Source organism: Streptacidiphilus melanogenes (assembly GCF_000787835.1).
Taxonomy (GTDB): Bacteria; Actinomycetota; Actinomycetes; order Streptomycetales; family Streptomycetaceae; genus Streptacidiphilus; species Streptacidiphilus melanogenes.
Map to the genome: position 1 here is coordinate 195,398 of NZ_BBPP01000009.1, position 16,446 is coordinate 211,843.

A 16,446-nucleotide genomic window follows, 5' to 3' on the forward strand; every position below is an offset into this window, starting at 1 on the left:
CCAGCCAAGAGGGGGCACCATGACCGAGCAACCACCGCCGCCACGACCGGAGCCGGAGCCGCAGGCCGCCCGCGTGCTGGGCCCGATCGCGCGCTACGAGCAGAGCGTCCTGACGCGCATCCAGGACTTCCAGGATCCGCACCAGGAGTGGCGACGGCTCTTCGCCGAGCTGTTCGGCACCTTTCTGCTGGTGCTGGTGGCCGCCGGCGGCGGGATGATGGGCCGGGCCTTCCCCGGCGCGATCAGCAACTCCGCAGCGGTCGCCTCCCCCGGCCTCATGGTCATGGCGATCATCCTGGCCATGGGCAAGGTCTCCGGCGCCCATCTGAACCCGGCGGTGAGCGTCGCCTTCGCCCTGCGTCAGGACTTCCCGTGGCGGCGCGTGCCCGGCTATGTGGCGGTGCAGCTCGTCGGCGCCACGCTCGCGGCGCTGTTCCTGCGCGCGGTGGTCGACGTGTCGGCCCGCTACGGGGCCAACCATCCCGCGCACGGCTACTCCGCCGTGGCCGCCTTCTGGATGGAGCTGGCGCTGACCACGGGCCTGGTGAGCGTCATCCTGGGCACCGCCTCCGGAGCGCAGAACGTGGGCATCGTCGGCGCCTTCGGCGTCGGCGGGTACATCGCGCTGGCGGGGCTGTGGGGCTTCCCGCTCTCGGGCGCGTCCATGAACCCCGCCCGCACCTTCGGCCCCGACCTGGTCGCGACCACCTTCACCGACTACTGGGTCTACGTGGCCGGGCCGCTGGCCGGCGCCGCCCTCGCCGTTGTCCTGGCCTACGTGCTGCGCGGCGGGGGCGGCGGCGCCTCAGGCGCCGCCGCCGCCCAGGGAGACCTCTTCACCGACGTGCACGACCCCGGCAAGCCGTGAGGTCCTGCCTCACGGCGAACACGGTGTCAGGTCGCCGACGACCCCGATCCGCATGCCCAGCCACGGGTAGGTGTGGCTGAAGAACACGTTGTCCTGGGGTTGGAGTCCGACCGCCGAGGGCCACATCTGGTAGGCCGACGCGTTGGAGATCCCGCCGTGCAGCCTCCGCCACACCCGCACCGAGCTGCTTCCGAGCGGGGGCGGCGTGATCGTGTCGGTCCACTCGACGGCGTTGCCGCCCTGGTCGAAGGTGCCCCACGGCGAGGTTGAGCGCGCCTGGCCGACCGTGCTGAGGCTGCCCTGGTAGAGCGCGGCGTACGCGATCGGGTCCAGCCCCAGCGGGTTGACCGTCGCGCAGTCCGCGCGCGAGACCTCGCCGGGGCACCAGCTCGGCGCCGGCTGGCCGTCGGCGTGGTAGGAGGCCAGCGGCTGGGTCGACCCGTTGGTGACGTGGCCCGTCAGCGGGTTGAGGACCGTGGAGTGGGGCGCGGTCGCGTCCCCGTCGCCGAAGACGCCGGGATTCGTCGGGTACTTCCAGTAGTCGTAGGTGCCGCCCCCGCGGGGGTCGTAGTAGGCCGCCTTGATCCACTCGTCCTGGCTCGGCACCACGAACCCGGTGTTGTGCGCCCGGACGGCCTTCGGGTCGGCCATGTCGTACATGCCGGTCTCGGTACGCGGCGAGAGCTGGACGCGGTAGCTGACGTACCGGAAGTCGCCGCTCTGGCTGGTGCTCTTGGAGATCACGCGCCCGTTGTAGAGGGAGTTGACGAAGCGCGCGGCCCGCAGGAACGTCGCGAAGCCGTAAGGCTTGTCGGCCCACTCGGGAAAGGCCACCGAGTAGTGCCGGCCGGGCCGGGCGCCCGCGGAGAAGTTGATCTGCCCGTACTTCGGCCACGCGGACGAGCTCTCCGTGTCGTCGTAGAGCCCGTGCGGATCGCTGCCGGTCGGGTCGGCGGTGTTCAGGAACGCCACCCACTGGTCGACCGTGACCTCGTACTCGCCGATCTGATAGGGCTTGGCGACACCGCCGACCATCAGACAGCCCCGCGCGCCCGACGGTGCGTCAGCGCACGAGCGGTAGACCGCGTCCGTGAACGGGACGACGCCGACCGCCCGGTTCCCCGGCGCCCCGACCTCGGCGGTCGTCACGGTGATGACCGCGCCCGCGCCGCCTGCCACGTCCGGCGAGGAGGGCGCGGCGGCGGCGAACGAACCGCCCGCGAGGCAGGGAGCGAGTACGGCGGCCGTGCCGCACGCCGCCGCCATCAGGGCCCTGGTACGAGAGAGACGTCCGGAAACGAACCGCATGAGCACACCCTTGGGATCGACCATCACCATTCGTGTGCACAACGTAAACGGGGCCGATCCTTCCGCAGTCACCGGCACGCGCGAGGGTCAGCCGGGTGGCGGCAGCCTGCGGCGGACGCGGCACAAGCCGGACACGCCGTCGGTGTCGGTGCGTCAGTGCTGCCAGACCCGCACCCAGTTCACGACCATCTGTCCCGAGTCGACGTCGGCCGGGGGTGCCTGGGGGTAGCCGACGGCGAGGGTCAGCAGCACCTCCATCGGCGTGTCGGGGATCACCTTGGGGTTGGTGATCCGGAAGCGCTGGACGCCGTCGATGTACCAGGTCAGCGAGGACGGTTCCCAGTCGACGGCGTAGGTGTGGAAGCCGCTGGTGAAGTCCCGCGGTCCGAACTGCGTGTACTGGGCCAGGTCGGTCTGGTTGGGGCCGGGGTAGTGCAGCGTCATCCGGACCGTGCGCGCGTCGCCGAACTGTTCGGCGATGTCGATCTCGGGTGGGACGAACCGGGTCTGCGGCATCATCCAGAACGCGGGGAACATGCCCGGCTCCGCGGGGAACCGGATCGAGGCCTCGACGTAACCGTACGTCAGCGTGAAGCGCGGGGTCGCGTACCAGTTGCTGCGGCCCGTGGAGACCATGCCGGACGTCCAGGGGTAGGTGTGTCCGTCGGTGCCCTTGACGGTCTTCCGCCCGGCGGTCAGGGTCAGCGAGCCGTCGGCGACGGTGGCCTGGCCGGGCTGGTACCACTCGAGTTCGTGGTTGGCCTCGTTGGTGCAGCCGTTCTGGTTCCAGTCGTAGCAGGTGGTCCAGCGTGAGGTGTCCAGCGACGAGCCCTGGAACTCGTCGGAGAAGGCCAGATGCCAGTTCCCGGGGGCGGCCGGGGGCGTGGCGGGCGCCGGGTCGGTGAGCCCGGCCGTGGTGCGGGACGGCGACGAGGTGCACGCGGCCAGGAGCAGGGCCGCGGCGAGCGCGAGGGCCGAGGCCCCCTTCCAGGTCGGCGCCCTGCGGGAGCCGGCCTTCCAGGGCACGGTCAGGCCCCGTTCCCGGCCGCGATGGCGCTGCTGATCCGCCGGGCGGTGAAGCCGGTTCCGGCGACGAAGCGCATCAGCGGTCCGAAGCTGTCGGCGGCCGAGAGCCCCGTGAAGTACAGGTCGGGAACCGAGGACTGGAAGTTCCGGTCCAGCCGGGGCGACCCCGAGGGGCTGCGGCGCAGCGCACCGCGCACCGCGCCGTCGAGCTCCGGGATGCGGTCCACGTCCACCCGGTAGCCGGTCGCGGTCAGGACGTGATCGGCTTCCAGCACCTCCGGCGCACCGTTCAGGCGCAGCCGGAGGACGCCGTCGGCGGACTCCACGGCTTGCACGGACTGCCCGAGCAGCACCGGGAACCGGCCTTCGACGCGGTCGCGCAGCCACCACGCGCCCGACGGCCCGAGAACGGTGCGCACCAGGTGCTCCCTGGTCGGGTCGGGCAGGTGCCGGAAGGCCGCGGGGACGCGGCTGAAGGCCAGGTGGGACCAGCCGGGGCCGAGGACCGTGCCCGGCTTGGCCGCGCGGACCGGCAGCGGCCGGTCCTGGCAGCGGTCGCTGGTGGGGGGAACGGCGAACAGCAGGCTCGCGCACCGGGCGATCACGGTCGGGTGCGCACGGCTCTCGTGGAGCAGGGCGGCGCTCTCCAGCGCCGACTGCCCGGCTCCGATCACCGCGACACGCCGGTCGGCGAAGCAGGACAGGTCGGCGTGGGCGGAGGGATGCGAGGCGAGCCCCTGGCCCACCAGGTCGGCGAGCTCCGGTGGCACGCGGGCGAAGGGCTGCAAGCCGGTCGCCACGACCACGGCACGGGCCTCCAGCTCCTCCCCGGTGTCCAGGGTGACCGAGAACCCGCCGCCGCCGTCGGCGGCGGCGACCCGGGTCACCCGCGAGGTCTCGAGCTCGGGAACGAGGTTCTGCTGGAACCACTCGCCGTACTCGATGAACTCGGCGATGTCGATCGGATGCAGGTCCCCGCCCGGCGGTACTCCGCGCGCCCTGCGGAAGGCCCACAGGCTGCCGCGGCCCGCAGGGTCGGAGATGGAGGACGCGGAGGGCGTGGACTTGAGGAACATTCCCTTCGGCATCCGCAGCCGCCAGCTGTCCATCGGCTGGCCGAAGACCCGCAGGGGCACCTCTCGGGCGCTCAGGTGAGCCGCCGCCGCCAGGCCGTAGGGCCCCGCGCCAATGATGACTACTGGTCTCATAGCGCTCCTCCGGCCCGTGTTCGCGCTCACGCCGACGCCTGCGGCCGGTCGCGCCCGGCAGCGGGTGCCGGCGCCTTCGCCACGGATCCGCCCGCCTGCGGGTGAGGGGACGGTCGCAGCCGTCCAGACATCCAGAATGCGTCGCAATCCCGGCCGCGGCATCCGGTCACCGTCACCCCATGTCCCGGATGGGTGTTTCATTGGTATATGTCCGCTCCGAGCTTCGTGCTGTGCGCCGGGACCAGAGGCCCGTGCGCCGGGAGTCACCGCCCAGGGGGAGGTCGGACATGACGCCGCCCACCCAGCCCACGGCCACGACCGGGTCAGTCGACGGCGAGGAAGAGCCTGCGGGGGCGCCGGTTCACGTCCTCGAACTGGATCTCGCCGTCCCCGGATCCCTGCGCTTCCCCGGGGAGACCGAACCGCGCTCCCCCCAGGGACGCCTCCAGGTGCTCGTGCGCCTGCACGGGCATCCGGTCGGCTGGGTCCGCGCAACGGCGAACGGGGACGATCCGGACACGCTGTACGAGTCGCTGGCCGAGTCCGCCCGCAAGGTCCTGTCCGTCCCCGCGCGGCCTCCGCGGGCACCCGAGACCCGGCCCTCGGAGCAGGGGCCCCTGGTCAGCGTCATCGTCTGCACCCGGGACCGGACCGCGATGCTTCCCGCCTGCCTGGACTCCCTGCTGCGCCTCTCCTACCCCCGGCTCGAGATCCTGCTCGTCGACAACGCGCCCTCGGACGACACCACACGGGAGTTGGTCCTGACGCGCTACGGCGACCGGATCCGGTACCTGCGCGAGCCTGCGCCGGGTCTCTCCTGGGCGCGCAACTGCGGGCTCGCGGAGGCGCGGGGGGAGATCTGCGCGTTCACCGACGACGACGTCATCGTGGACGACGAGTGGATCAGCGCCCTGACGGACGTCTTCGAGGCCGACCACCGCGTCGCCTGCGTGACCGGGTTCATCGCCCCGGCCGAGCTGGACACCGAGGCGCAGCTGGTGATCGAGGCGTACGCGCCCGCGGGGCGCGGATTCGCCCCGCAGACGTGGTCGCTGCGCGGCGCGCAGGAGGACCCGATGGTCCAGTTCTCGGCGGGCCGCTTCGGCTGCGGGGCCAACATGGCGTTCCGGACCGAGGTGCTCCGCGGGTTCCGCGGCTTCGACCGCGCGACCGGCACCGGCAGCCCCGCCCGCGGTGGTGAGGACCTGCTGGCCTTCCAGCAGGTCCTCACCGCGGGCCACACGATCGCCTACCAGCCCGACGCCGTCGTCTGGCACCGCCACCGGCGCAGCATGGACGCGCTCGTGCGGCAGGTCGGGGGTTTCGGCATCGGCTTCAGCGCCTACCTGACCGCCGCGGTGGTCCGCCGGCCCCGGCTGCTGCTGGTGCTGCTGCGCCGGCTCCCCACCGGCGCGTGGCGCTGGCACCAGGCCAGCCAGGGGCGGGCGCAGGCGGCCGCCTCCGGCTACCAGGAGATCTTCCGTCTGCTCAAGCGGCGCGAGCGGCGCGGCTTCCTGCTGGGACCGATCTGCTACCTGGAGAGCGTCCGCAGGCAGCGCAGCGTCGCCCGGGCGGGAGGCCGCGAGTGATGCGCAGGGCCGGGCCACCGGTGCCCCAGACCGCCCGCCGCAAGGCCGGGGCCGCACCACGGCCCGGGCCGGAGCGCTGATGCCATGGCTCCGGACCGCGACCCCCGACCCCCGACACCCCCGAACGACGGGGGAACGGGGTCGTCTCCGCTGGGGGCCGCGGACGCGAGGACCGGAGCCCGTGCGCCCACCCACCGAGCCCGGCTCCGCCACCGGCTCGGAGCCTCCCGAAAGCGCTCGCGCGGCGAGCAACTGCTGCGCAACGGACACATCCTGGCGGCCAGCGCGGTGGTCTCCGCGGGTCTCGGATCGCTGTTCTGGATGCTGGCGACCCGTCACTACGACGCGGCGACGGTCGGACGCTACTCGGCGGTGCTGGCGGCGGCCACGTTCCTGTCCACGCTCGGCAGTCTGAACCTCGGCGACGCCCTGATCCGCTTCGTGCCCACCGCGGGCGCCGGGACCAGGCGCCTGGTGGTCCGCTGGTACGCCATCAGCGCGGTGTGCAGCGCGCTGGCGGCCGTGCTGTTCCTGCTGCTGATCCCCGTCGTCAGTCCCAAGCTGGACTTCCTGCGCACACCCGGTCTGGCGGCCTCCTTCATCGCCGCCACCGCCGGGTACTCCATCTTCGTCCTCCAGGACGGCGCGCTGACCGGGGTGCGCCGGACCGGATGGGTCCTCGGCGAGAACACCGTCTTCGCCGTGGCCAAGGCCGCGTTCCTCGCCGTGTGCATCGCGCTGGACCTGGCGACCGGCATCCTGGTCTCCTGGGCCGCCGCGATGGTGGTGTCGATCGTCCTGACCAACGTCGTCCTGTTCCGCTGGGCCGTGCCCGCGGCCCCGCGCGAGGCGCCCGCCCGCACCCCGCCACGGGAGCGCAGGACCCGCTGGGCGGCGGCCGACTACGTGGGCAACCTGTTCAGCTTCGCCACCTCCGCCGTGCTGCCGCTGATGGTCCTCAACCGCGTCGGCGCACAGGACAACGCGTACTACTCTCTGGCCTACGTGATCGCCTCGACGCTCTACGTCGCGGCGTTCAGCATGGGCTCCTCCCTGGTGGTCGAGGGCGCGCGGGCCCCCGAACGGCTGGCCGAGCACGCCTACCGGCTGCTGCGCCACTCCGGCATGCTGCTGGCGGCCGCGGCGGGGGTCATCGTGATCGTCGCTCCCTGGGCGCTGCGACTGTTCGGACCTGAGTACGCCGCGCACGGCACCACCGTGCTGCGCCTGATGGCGCTGTCCGCCGTCCCCAACGTCGTGGTCAACGTCGCGATCCAGGTGGCACGCGTGCGGCAGTCACTGCTGTGGATGATCCTGGTCAGGGCGGCTGTCGCGGTCCTCGTCATCGGACTGACGGCCGCGCTGCTGCCGCCCTTCGGCCTCGTGGGGGTCGGGGTCGCCTGGCTGGCGACCGAATGCGCCCTGGCACTCCCCCTGCTGGCGCTGCTGCGGGCCTGGCTCTCGCCACGCCACGCGCAGGCGGGCGCGGCGGGCGGCACCAGCCCTTCGGCCGTGCCGACCGGCATGAAGCACAGATCTGCTCGCCTGCTCGCCAGGCGGGCGGGCGACGGGCCTTCGACCTAGGGTGGCCATGACGCTTCCGGAGGGTTTTGTCCATGCACGGCGTTGAGCAGCCGGAGCCCCGGGCGTCGGACCGCCGACGCCGGCCCGCAGGAGGTGGCCGGGGCGACCTTCCCCCCGCTCGCCGTGCCTCCCTTCGGCCCGACGCGGCCCTGGTCGCACGCGCCGCGCCGGTGCTGGCCGTGGTCCTGTGGCTGCTCTCGCTCCGTCACGTCGACCTCGCGGGCATGAGGGACCTCGGACTGCTGCAGGTGCTCCCCTGGACCTACTGGGCGGCTGCGGCCGTCCTGACGATCGGCTTCGTGTGCGCCGTCCGCGACCGGCGGATCACCCAGCGATGGCTCGCCGGATACGTCATCGTCCTCATCGCGATCATCCATGCGACCCCCACCCTGCTGTACCCGACGCTGCGCTACTCGTGGGCCTGGAAGCACGTCGCCATCATCGACGCCCTGCTGCGCTACGGCTGGCCCGTGCCCCGCGCCGGGGACCTGAGCATCTACAACCAGTGGCCGGGGTTCTTCGCGGCCAACGCCGCGTTCCTGCGGGTCACCGGGATCCATTCGGCGCTGTCCTACGCCTCCTGGGCCCCGCCGGTGTTCAACGCGCTGCTGCTGATCCCGCTGCTGCTGCTCTACCGCAGCGTCACCACCGACCGCACCCTGGTCTGGGGCGGGGTGTGGATCTACTACTGCGCGTCCTGGGTCGGCCAGGACTACTTCGCCCCGCAGGCCACGGCCTTCGTGCTGTACGTCGCGGTGCTGGCGCTGGTCTTCCGCCGCCTGCCGTTCCACGGCACGCACCGAGCCCGCGTGCGCCACCGGTGGTGGCACGCGCTCGTGGCCGGGGAGAGCCCTGTGCCGGCACCCGGGAGCCGGTCGGAGCGGCGCGGGCGCAGGGCGACGGTGCTCTGGTTCGTGCTCGTGGTGGCGGCCGAGGCCGCGATCATCGTGGTGCACCCGCTCACCCCGCTCATGCTCATCAGCGCCCTGCTGCTGCTCTGCCTTCCGCGCAGGAACCGCAGGGTCGTCCTGCCGGTGTTCCTGGCCGCAGTCGCCCTCACGCTGCTCTGGGACGCGACCGTGGCCCGCCCGTACATCTCGGCGAACCTGGGCAGCTTCATCCAGGCGCTCACCACGCCCGACGCGAACGCCACCTCGGGCCTGGCCAACACCGGCACGGCGGCGGCCGGGCAGGTCCTGGTGGACTGGGTGGACCGGCTGCTGACGGCCGGAGTCCTGCTGTTGGCCGTCCTCGGCACGGCACGCCGCCCCTGGGCGCGCCGCAGCGGCATGCCGCTGCTCCTGCTCTCGCCCTTCCTGCTGGTGCTCGTCAACAGCTACGGCGGGGAGATCCTCTTCCGCGTCTACCTGTTCGCGCTGCCCGCCGCCGCGTTCCTCGCCTCGGCCCTGCTGTTCGGTCCCCGGCCCGAGCGGGCGGGCCGGGCCCCGGCCCCGGGCGCAGCCCCGGACGCGGTCCCGGCTCCGAGCGCGGTCCCGAGAGGTCGCACCCGGGAGCGGCTGCACACGCTCACGGTCGGCGTGATCCTGCTCGGCCTGCTCGGCGGGCTGTTCTTCGCCTACGACAGCAAGGAGGCGATGAACTACTTCACCCCCCAGGAGGTCGCCGCCTCCCAGTTCCTCACCAGCCGACCGGCCGGGTCGACCCTGGTGGCGGTGACGGGATCGGTGCCCGGCATCGAGGAGAACTACCCCGACCACACCGAGATCGTCATGGCCAACACGAACCCCAGCATCAAGAAGCTCTTCACCCTCGATCCCGTCGCCGGAGTGAACGAGGCGGTCGCCGAGGCCGCCCCGAACACCCCCGCGTATCTGATCGTCAGCCGCGCCCAGGCAGCCGAGTGCCTGCTGACCGGCGTGTTCCCGGTGGACACGATCTCCAGGCTGCGGGCGGACGCGACACAGGCGTCCGGGTACACGCTCGTGTACCAGAACGCCGACGCGGAGGTGTTCCGGTTCACCGTGATCACCGGCGCCCGCCCCTGACGGCCGTGAGCCGGGCGCCTCACACCCCCGGGCGGTCCGGGAAGCCCCTCGGCGGGGCCGCACCCATACTGGGACCAGGAGCGGAAGGAGGCCGCAGCCATGTACGTCAGGCCCGCCCCCGCCGGCACCGGCCGCCGCGGATCCTCCGCCCAGCCCGCGCTGGACCGCCGGACCCCCGCTCTGTTGGTGAAGATCGGCCACTACCCCGAACACCACGGCGGACTCGGCGTGGTGCGCACCCTCGGACGGGCCGGCGTGCCCGTCCACGCGGTGGTGGAACACCCCCTGACGCCGACGTCGCTCTCCCGCTACCTGACCCGGCGCTTCGTGTGGCCCACCAGCGGTCTGGAGAGCCCCGACGCGCTGGTGGAGAGCCTGCGTGCCATCGGTCGGGCGATCGGCAGGCCGTGCGTCCCGGTCCCCACCGACGACGAGGCCGCGGTGCTGCTGGCCGAGCACGCGGACGAGCTCGCGGAGTACTTCGTCCTCCCGCCCGTCCCTGCGGGCCTGCCACGCCAACTGGCCAGCAAGGCGGATCTGTACACGCTCTGCCGCCGGCACGGCGTCTCCACGCCGCGCGCCTGCTCGCCCACGAGCCTGGAGGAACTCCTGGACTGCGGCCGACGCTGGGGCTTCCCCCTGGTCCTCAAGAACCGCGAGGCATGGAGCAGGCTCTCCCGGCCCGCGGTCGGCGGCACCACCGTCGTGCCCGACCAGGCCGCCCTGCGAGCCCTGATGGGGTCGCGCGCGGAACGGCCCGTCTTCGCACAGGAGTACCTCCCGCCGCAGTACTGCGAGGACTGGATCACCCACCTCTGCTGCGGGCCGGGGGGCGAACCCCTGGTGGTCTTCACGGGGCTCAAGCTCCGCTCCTGGCCTCCCGAGGCCGGTGTGACCACCCGGGCCTGCTCGCTGCCCAACCCCGAACTCGCCACCATGGCCACCGACCTGTGCCGCAAGATCGGCTTCAGCGGCGTGGCCGACCTGGACTGGCGACTGGACCGGCGCGACCGCCAGTACAAGCTCGTCGACTTCAACCCCAGGACCGGGGCGCAGTTCCGCCTGTTCGAGACCGAGTCCGGCCTCGACGTCGTCCGCGCCCTGCACATGTCGCTCACCGGGCGGACCCCGCCGGACGGTCGGCAACTCGTCCGGGACTACGCGGTCGGCAACCTGGACTCCGCCTCCGTGGCCGCCTGGATCTGGCAGCACCGGAAGCTGCCGCGCAACGTCCGCCCGAGCGCGTCCACCGAGCGCGCCTGGATCGCCCCGGACGACCCGGCCCCTGCGCTCGTCGAACTGGGCTGGTTCGCGGGGACGGTGACCCGGCGTCTGAAGACCGCCGCCGGCAGCCGGGTGGGACGGGGCGGGCCCCGCTCCGTGTCGTAGACACGAGAGAAGGAGAACGCGGGAGCGGCACGCTTCTGGCGTCGCGTCGTTGCCGAGCACGTCCGGGACCTCCGGACGCCGGGCTAGCAGGCCAGCATCTTCTGGATGGCCTGGCGGGAGACGCCCAGTTCACGTGCGATGTCGGCCTGCGTGACGCCCTGGTCGAGCAGGCTCTGCATCAGGTCACGTCGCTCGAGGGCGAACTGGCGGGCCAGGCGGGTGTGGTGGATGGCCTGGGCGCGCGCCTCCTTGATCTGCTCGATGGTCGACCGATGCCTGGAGAGATCACTCGTGTCTGCCATACCCCCAGGATGACAACCCCTGGTTGTCGCCGTCAACCCCTGGTTGTCAGTGGGGCGACCTGGTCGCACAGGCCAGTTAGGTAAGGCTAACCTAATGAAGCTTTCGTGACCGCACCCGCCTCCGAAGGATGGTTCCCCATGCCCTTTTCCGCCCTGCCCGCACCGTCGGTCCCGCTGGCCGCGGCGCCGCCCTCGACTCCCCTCGGGCCGTTCGGGGACAGTGCACTGGCGTGGGCGGGGTGGACGGCTGCGATGGCCTTCGCCGGTCTGGTCGCGCTCGCCCTGCTGGTCGCCGCCCCGGCGCGAAGGGGCGAAGCCGGGACGCATGCCCGCGTCCGCACCAGGCTCTCGGCCGCAGCCGTGGTGTTCGGGCTGCTGGCAGGCCCCGCCGCGCTGGCGGGTCTGGCCCATGACGCCGCAGGCGGCCCGGGCGCGGGCTACGACTACGCCGCCGCATGGGCGGGGCTCTTCGACGGCAGCGCCGAAGGGACGCTGTCCGGACTGCAGGTGGCGCTGCCGGTGCTCGGGGCCTTCCTGCTCGCGCCGATGGCGCTGCGGCGCACCCTCGCCGACCGCACCGGCACGGCACTGCTGTGGACCGGCCTGACGGCCGGTCTGGTGGCCCTCGGCAGCGCGAGGTTCCCCACCCAGGTCCGCAACGGCCTGGGGCGCACCGTCTTCGAGACGGGCGTCTGGATGCTGCACCTCTTCGGCGCCGCGGTGTGGCTGGGCGGACTGGTCGGACTCGTGCTGCTCGCCCTGCCCGGTGCGGTGGCACCGGCCGCGCGCGGCGCCTTCTGGGCGCCGGCCGTCCGGCGCTTCTCCGTCGCGGCGATGGCCTGCGTCGCGGCGATCACCCTGTCCGGGCTGTTCCTGTACTGGGAGCACGTCGACGGTCCGGGCCAGCTGGTCAGCACCATGTACGGGCGCGTGCTCGGCGTGAAGATCCTGATATTCGGATCGGTCCTGGTGCTGGGTGCGTTCAACCAGTTCTGGCTGCACCCGCGGATCGAGGCGCTGCGCGCGGACGGTGAGGCCGGCCGTCGCGGCGGCATCGCCCTGCGCCGCTTCCCGGTGGTCGTGGCAGCCGAGGTCGCCCTGGTCCTGCTCGTGCTGTTCGTCGCGCCGTTCCTACACGGTTCGGCCCGCAACCAGGCTTTCCAGGCCGAGGCGGCCCGGCACGCGACGGTCGTCGGCGCCCCGCTGCCGAAGCTGCCGCCCAAGCAGGCGACGGCCTCGACCTGGGCCTGGGGTGCCGCCGAGACCGCGGCGGTCATCGGCGTCATGGTGATCGGCCACCGCTGCTCCGGCCGCCTCGCCCGCCGTCGGGTCCGGCTCGCCGCGGCGACCGCACCGGCCGCCGCGGCGAGCTGACCCACGGCCAGGTGCCGGTCCGGCCGCGGGACCTATCCGGGCTCTTCGAACCTGACCGCGCTTCAGCACGTCGATCGCCCTCGGGGTCGAGCGCGGTCGGCGGCCTCAGCCGGCGGGTGCGCCCTGCATCACCAGGGCACGATGCCGGCGTCATCGAAGAACCGGCCGGTCGGGCCGTCGTCGGGCAGAGTCGCCAGCTTGACGGCGATCGCCGCGCCCTGTTCGGGGCTGCGCACGCCGCGGAAGCCGTTGAGGTCGGTCGCCACATAGCCGGGGCAGCCGGCGTTGATCAGGATGTTCGTGCCGCTCAGCTCCCGGGCGTACTGGAGGGTGACGGCGTTCAGGAACGTCTTCGACGGCGCGTAGGCCACGGCCACGGGGCCCGTCGTCTGCTCCGCTCCGGGTTCTGACTGCCGGGTGAGTGAGCCGACACTGCTGGACACGTTCACGATCCGTGGTGAGGCAGAGCGCCGCAGCAGCGGCAGCATCGCGTTGGTGACGCGGATGACGCCGATCACGTTGGTCTCCACGACCGCTCGGACGGTGGCGGGGTCGACGCTGCTGGGCTCCTGCGGCATGCCGCCGGCGATGGCGGCGTTGTTGACGAGCACGTCGAGGCGCCCGGCCTGATCCTCGATCAGCCGGGCGGCAGCGGTCGCGCTTGCGTCGTCGGTCACGTCCAGCGGTACGCCGAAGGCGTCGACGCCGGCCGCGCGCAGTCGCTCCACCGCGGCCTCGCGGCGCTGGTCGTCGCGAGCGCCGACGCCGACGCTCCAGCCGAGGGCGCCCAGGCCCGCGGCGATCTCGTAGCCGATTCCCTTGTTCGCGCCGGTGACCAGCGCAGTCGTTCGTTCACGCATAGGGACCATGCTGCCCTCGGACGCCATGGGGCGTCCAAGACCGATCGGGTGGGCAACGATACCGTCGGGGTATCGGTTCGAAGTACCGTGGCCGGATGGAGACCCGGGAGCTGCGCTACTTCGTCGCCGTCGCTGAGGAGCTGCACTTCGGGCGGGCCGCACAGCGGCTCGGGATCGCGCAGCCGCCTCTGTCACGGGCGATCCGGCAGCTCGAACGCCGCCTCGGGGCAGCACTGCTGGACCGGACCAGCCGCGTCGTCACGCTGACCGAGGCCGGCTCGGTGCTGCTGGTCGAGGGCCGGGCGGCCCTCGACGCGGTCGACGCCGCCGAGCGCCGGACCCGCCGGGCCGCCCTTTCCGCGACCGGCCGTCCCGGCCTGGTCCTGGTCACCAAGGCCAGCGCGTCCAGCGAACTGCTGGCGAGACTGCTCGACGCGTACGCCGCCGAACCCGCCGCAGTCCCCGTCGACGTCATCCTGTGCGGCCCGGCCGAGCAGGAACGACTCCTGCGCGAGGGCCGGGCCGACGTGGCGCTGCTGCACCGGCCGTTCGACTCGACGGCCGGGCTCCACACCGAAGAGCTCAGCACGGAGGGCCAGGTGGCGGTCCTCCCCGCCGGGCATCCGCTGACCGCCCGGGCCCAGGTGCGCATGGCCGACATCACCGGGCTCCCGGGCCTGCCCCTGCCACGCTGGCCCAGGCCCGACGGCAGCTACCCACCCGGCCCCGGCCCGCAGGTCCGCGACCACGCGCAGTTGCTGCAGCTCGTCGCACTCGGCCGGGCGTGCGCGGTCTCACCGGAGTCGTGCCGAGCCCAGCTGCACGGCGACCTCGCCGCCGTGCCCGTGCTGGACGCGCCGAACGTCACCACCGTGATCGCCTGGCCACCGCACAGCCGGTCCAGAGCCGTCGCCGACCTCGTCCGGACTGCGACACGTCTCCAGTAGGTCCACCGTGAGTAGGTCCACCGTGCCCGGCCAGGTCGACGTGCCGACTGTCCGGGCGCGGCACACGGGTCATGAAGCACGGTCGACTTCGAACAGCCCGGATCCGCCGACCAGGGGCAGCGTCAGCGACGACCGGGCCAGGTCGACGGTCAGCTTCGGGCGCGTGCTCGGCGGGTTGATCAGGCCGTCGTCCGTGCCGGCCACGATCAGGGCCAGTCGGTGTCCGGCCGGGATCACGTGGTCGCTCGGCGCGAGCTGCAGGGTCATCGTGTACGGCCGGTTCGGGGTGAGCCTCACCGTGTGGTCCAGCCCCGCGTAGTGTCCGAGATCGGCCCAACCGCGGCTGAAGACGGTCGCGTTGACCTTCATGGTGTCAGCGGCCGTGTCCAGGAAGCAGGCGCTGTCCCCGGCCGTGCTGTCGCCCCAGCAGGAGCGGGTGGTGAGCGTGGTGATGCCCTCACCGTCGGCCAGGTAGTCGCGGACGGTGGCCGGGCCGAGGTCGACGAGTACCGCGCTGAGGTGGGCACTGCTGGTGCTGGAGCTGACCGTCAGGGTCAGCGAGCCGCTGCCGGACAGGTGCAGGTCCCGGCTGAGCGGACCGGTGGTGAAGGCGGTCTTCTCCGCGGTGGCCTGACCGGCCTCGGCGGCCCAGGCGTTCTCGTCCTTGCTCGGGTCGTCGGTGAAGGAGACCTTCCCGCTGTTCGAACTGCCGCCCAGCACACCGGGGCTGAGGTGCACGGCAGTCCTCGCGGTGCCGGGGGCCGGCCAGCTGGCCTCGGTGGTCCAGTGGTCGGGGGCACGCTCGATGTCGGCGACCGGCTGCTTCTGGATGCCGTTGTCCACGCCCATGAGGTAGTGGTCGAACCACTGGTGCAGGGTGTCGACCCAGGGGCCGCGCCGGTAGTCGAAGGGGTCGACGTGCCCGGTCTGGGAGAGCCAGATCTTGCGGTCCACACGGGTGCCCGCCAGCGCGTTCCACCACTGCCCGAAGTTGATGTCGCGCACGTTGAGGTCCTGCATCCCGTGCACGACGAAGACACTGGCCTTCACCTTGGCGGCGGACAGGACGTAGTCGCGCTGCTGCCAGAGCGCGGACCAGTCCCCGTCGGCCGGCGAACCGGCCGCCAGCGCCTTCTGCTCGGCGCCGCAGGTCGCCGCGTCGCCGGGATCCTCGACCTCGGCAGCCAGGTCGGCAGGGGTGCCGCTGTAGAGCGGGGCGCCCTGCGAGCGGTAGTAGTCGTACCAGGAGCTGATCGCGGAAATCGGCACGATGGTCTTCAGGCCCGCGACGCCGGTGGCGGCCACGCCGTTGGCGACGGTCCCGTCCCAGGACTTGCCGATCATGCCGACCGAGCCGTTGCTCCAGGTCGGGCTGACCTTGCCGGACCCGCTCCGGGTGCTGTAGCCGGTGGCCCGCCCGTTCAGCCAGTCGATCACGGCCTTGGCGCTGGTCACGTCGGAGGGGCCGCCGACGTCCACGCAACCGTCGGAGCGGTTGGTGCCGGCCAGGTCCACCAGGACCACGGCGTAGCCGCGCGGGACGAAGTAGTTGTCGTAGAAGAGCGGGAACTGGACCGGGTGACCCTGTGCGTCGTAGGTCTTGACCTGGCTCTCGTTGCCGCGCCCGCAGCAGGCGTAGTACGGGCTGGCGTCCATGATCGCCGGGATCCTCGTCCCCGCCTTGGCGGGCTCGCTGGGACGGATGATGTCGGCGGCGACCCGGTCGTGCCGGCCGTCGCGGTTGCCGTCGAGACCGGTGTCGACCCAGACGGTCTCGCGGATCGCGTCGGCGTAGGAGTAGACGGGCTGGCTGGCGCCGTTCCGGACGGGACCGGCTGCGGCCGCGCCGGCGGGGGTGGCCGGCAGCACGGCGACGAGGGCGAGCAGCAGGATGGCGATCGTCGCCACCGGGCGTATGCGGTGAGGTTTCACGAACGGGGACCTTACCCAACCATGCCCATGACAACGCATCATCATCGACGAAG

13 protein-coding genes are annotated in these 16,446 nt (G+C 72.6%); 7 read left to right on the plus strand and 6 right to left on the minus strand.

Annotation, left to right across the window (positions count from 1 at the left end; all coding sequences use genetic code 11):
• Positions 1-19 precede the first annotated feature (19 nt).
• The gene (locus TR49_RS13265) at positions 20-868 is read left to right on the plus strand and encodes an MIP/aquaporin family protein (protein ID WP_084724855.1); all 849 of its coding nucleotides are present in this window, start codon (positions 20-22) and stop codon (positions 866-868) included.
• Between the two features lie 9 nt (positions 869-877).
• On the opposite strand, the gene TR49_RS13270 is transcribed toward TR49_RS13265, so the two are convergent.
• From TR49_RS13270 to TR49_RS13280, 3 genes are all read right to left on the minus strand, one after another.
• On the minus strand, positions 878-2,176 hold the full coding sequence (locus TR49_RS13270; RefSeq protein WP_042381287.1) for an SUMF1/EgtB/PvdO family nonheme iron enzyme: 1,299 nt from the start codon (positions 2,174-2,176) through the stop codon (positions 878-880).
• 153 nt (positions 2,177-2,329) lie between these two features.
• Positions 2,330-3,202, minus strand: a complete 873-nt coding sequence (locus TR49_RS13275; RefSeq protein WP_042381175.1) for a glycoside hydrolase family 16 protein — start codon at positions 3,200-3,202, stop codon at positions 2,330-2,332.
• Positions 3,203-3,204: 2 nt separating this feature from the next.
• Complete coding sequence (locus tag TR49_RS13280) at positions 3,205-4,410, minus strand: FAD-dependent oxidoreductase (protein WP_042381176.1); 1,206 nt, start codon at positions 4,408-4,410, stop codon at positions 3,205-3,207.
• 287 nt (positions 4,411-4,697) lie between these two features.
• Here TR49_RS13280 and TR49_RS13285 point away from each other — a divergent pair, with 287 nt between their 5' ends.
• The 4 genes from TR49_RS13285 (at position 4,698) to TR49_RS13300 (ending at position 10,978) form a co-directional block, all read left to right on the plus strand.
• Positions 4,698-5,999, plus strand: coding sequence for a glycosyltransferase family 2 protein (locus TR49_RS13285; RefSeq protein WP_160311594.1), 1,302 nt, complete (start codon positions 4,698-4,700; stop codon positions 5,997-5,999).
• A gap of 84 nt (positions 6,000-6,083) precedes the next feature.
• Entirely contained in the window at positions 6,084-7,583 is a 1,500-nt protein-coding gene (locus TR49_RS13290) for a lipopolysaccharide biosynthesis protein (RefSeq protein ID WP_084724858.1), read from the plus strand.
• 32 nt (positions 7,584-7,615) lie between these two features.
• Positions 7,616-9,589 (plus strand): glycosyltransferase, encoded by a 1,974-nt coding sequence (locus TR49_RS13295; protein WP_152627236.1) that lies wholly within the window; start codon positions 7,616-7,618, stop codon positions 9,587-9,589.
• A gap of 99 nt (positions 9,590-9,688) precedes the next feature.
• The gene (locus TR49_RS13300) at positions 9,689-10,978 is read left to right on the plus strand and encodes a carboxylate--amine ligase (protein ID WP_052434260.1); all 1,290 of its coding nucleotides are present in this window, start codon (positions 9,689-9,691) and stop codon (positions 10,976-10,978) included.
• 83 nt (positions 10,979-11,061) lie between these two features.
• Here the strand turns inward: TR49_RS13300 and TR49_RS13305 are convergent, their stop codons facing one another.
• A complete protein-coding gene (locus TR49_RS13305; RefSeq protein ID WP_042381178.1) occupies positions 11,062-11,280 on the minus strand; it encodes an HTH domain-containing protein in 219 nt (72 codons plus the stop codon).
• A gap of 138 nt (positions 11,281-11,418) precedes the next feature.
• Here TR49_RS13305 and TR49_RS13310 point away from each other — a divergent pair, with 138 nt between their 5' ends.
• Positions 11,419-12,654, plus strand: coding sequence for a CopD family protein (locus TR49_RS13310; RefSeq protein ID WP_042381179.1), 1,236 nt, complete (start codon positions 11,419-11,421; stop codon positions 12,652-12,654).
• Between the two features lie 128 nt (positions 12,655-12,782).
• Here the strand turns inward: TR49_RS13310 and TR49_RS13315 are convergent, their stop codons facing one another.
• A complete protein-coding gene (locus TR49_RS13315) occupies positions 12,783-13,514 on the minus strand; it encodes an SDR family NAD(P)-dependent oxidoreductase (protein WP_042381293.1) in 732 nt (243 codons plus the stop codon).
• Positions 13,515-13,609: 95 nt separating this feature from the next.
• Between TR49_RS13315 and TR49_RS13320 the strand changes: the two genes are divergently transcribed.
• On the plus strand, positions 13,610-14,461 hold the full coding sequence (locus TR49_RS13320; RefSeq protein WP_042381180.1) for a LysR family transcriptional regulator: 852 nt from the start codon (positions 13,610-13,612) through the stop codon (positions 14,459-14,461).
• Positions 14,462-14,530: 69 nt separating this feature from the next.
• On the opposite strand, the gene TR49_RS13325 is transcribed toward TR49_RS13320, so the two are convergent.
• On the minus strand, positions 14,531-16,432 hold the full coding sequence (locus TR49_RS13325; RefSeq protein ID WP_084724874.1) for a Xaa-Pro dipeptidyl-peptidase: 1,902 nt from the start codon (positions 16,430-16,432) through the stop codon (positions 14,531-14,533).
• Between the last annotated feature and the right edge of the window lie 14 nt (positions 16,433-16,446).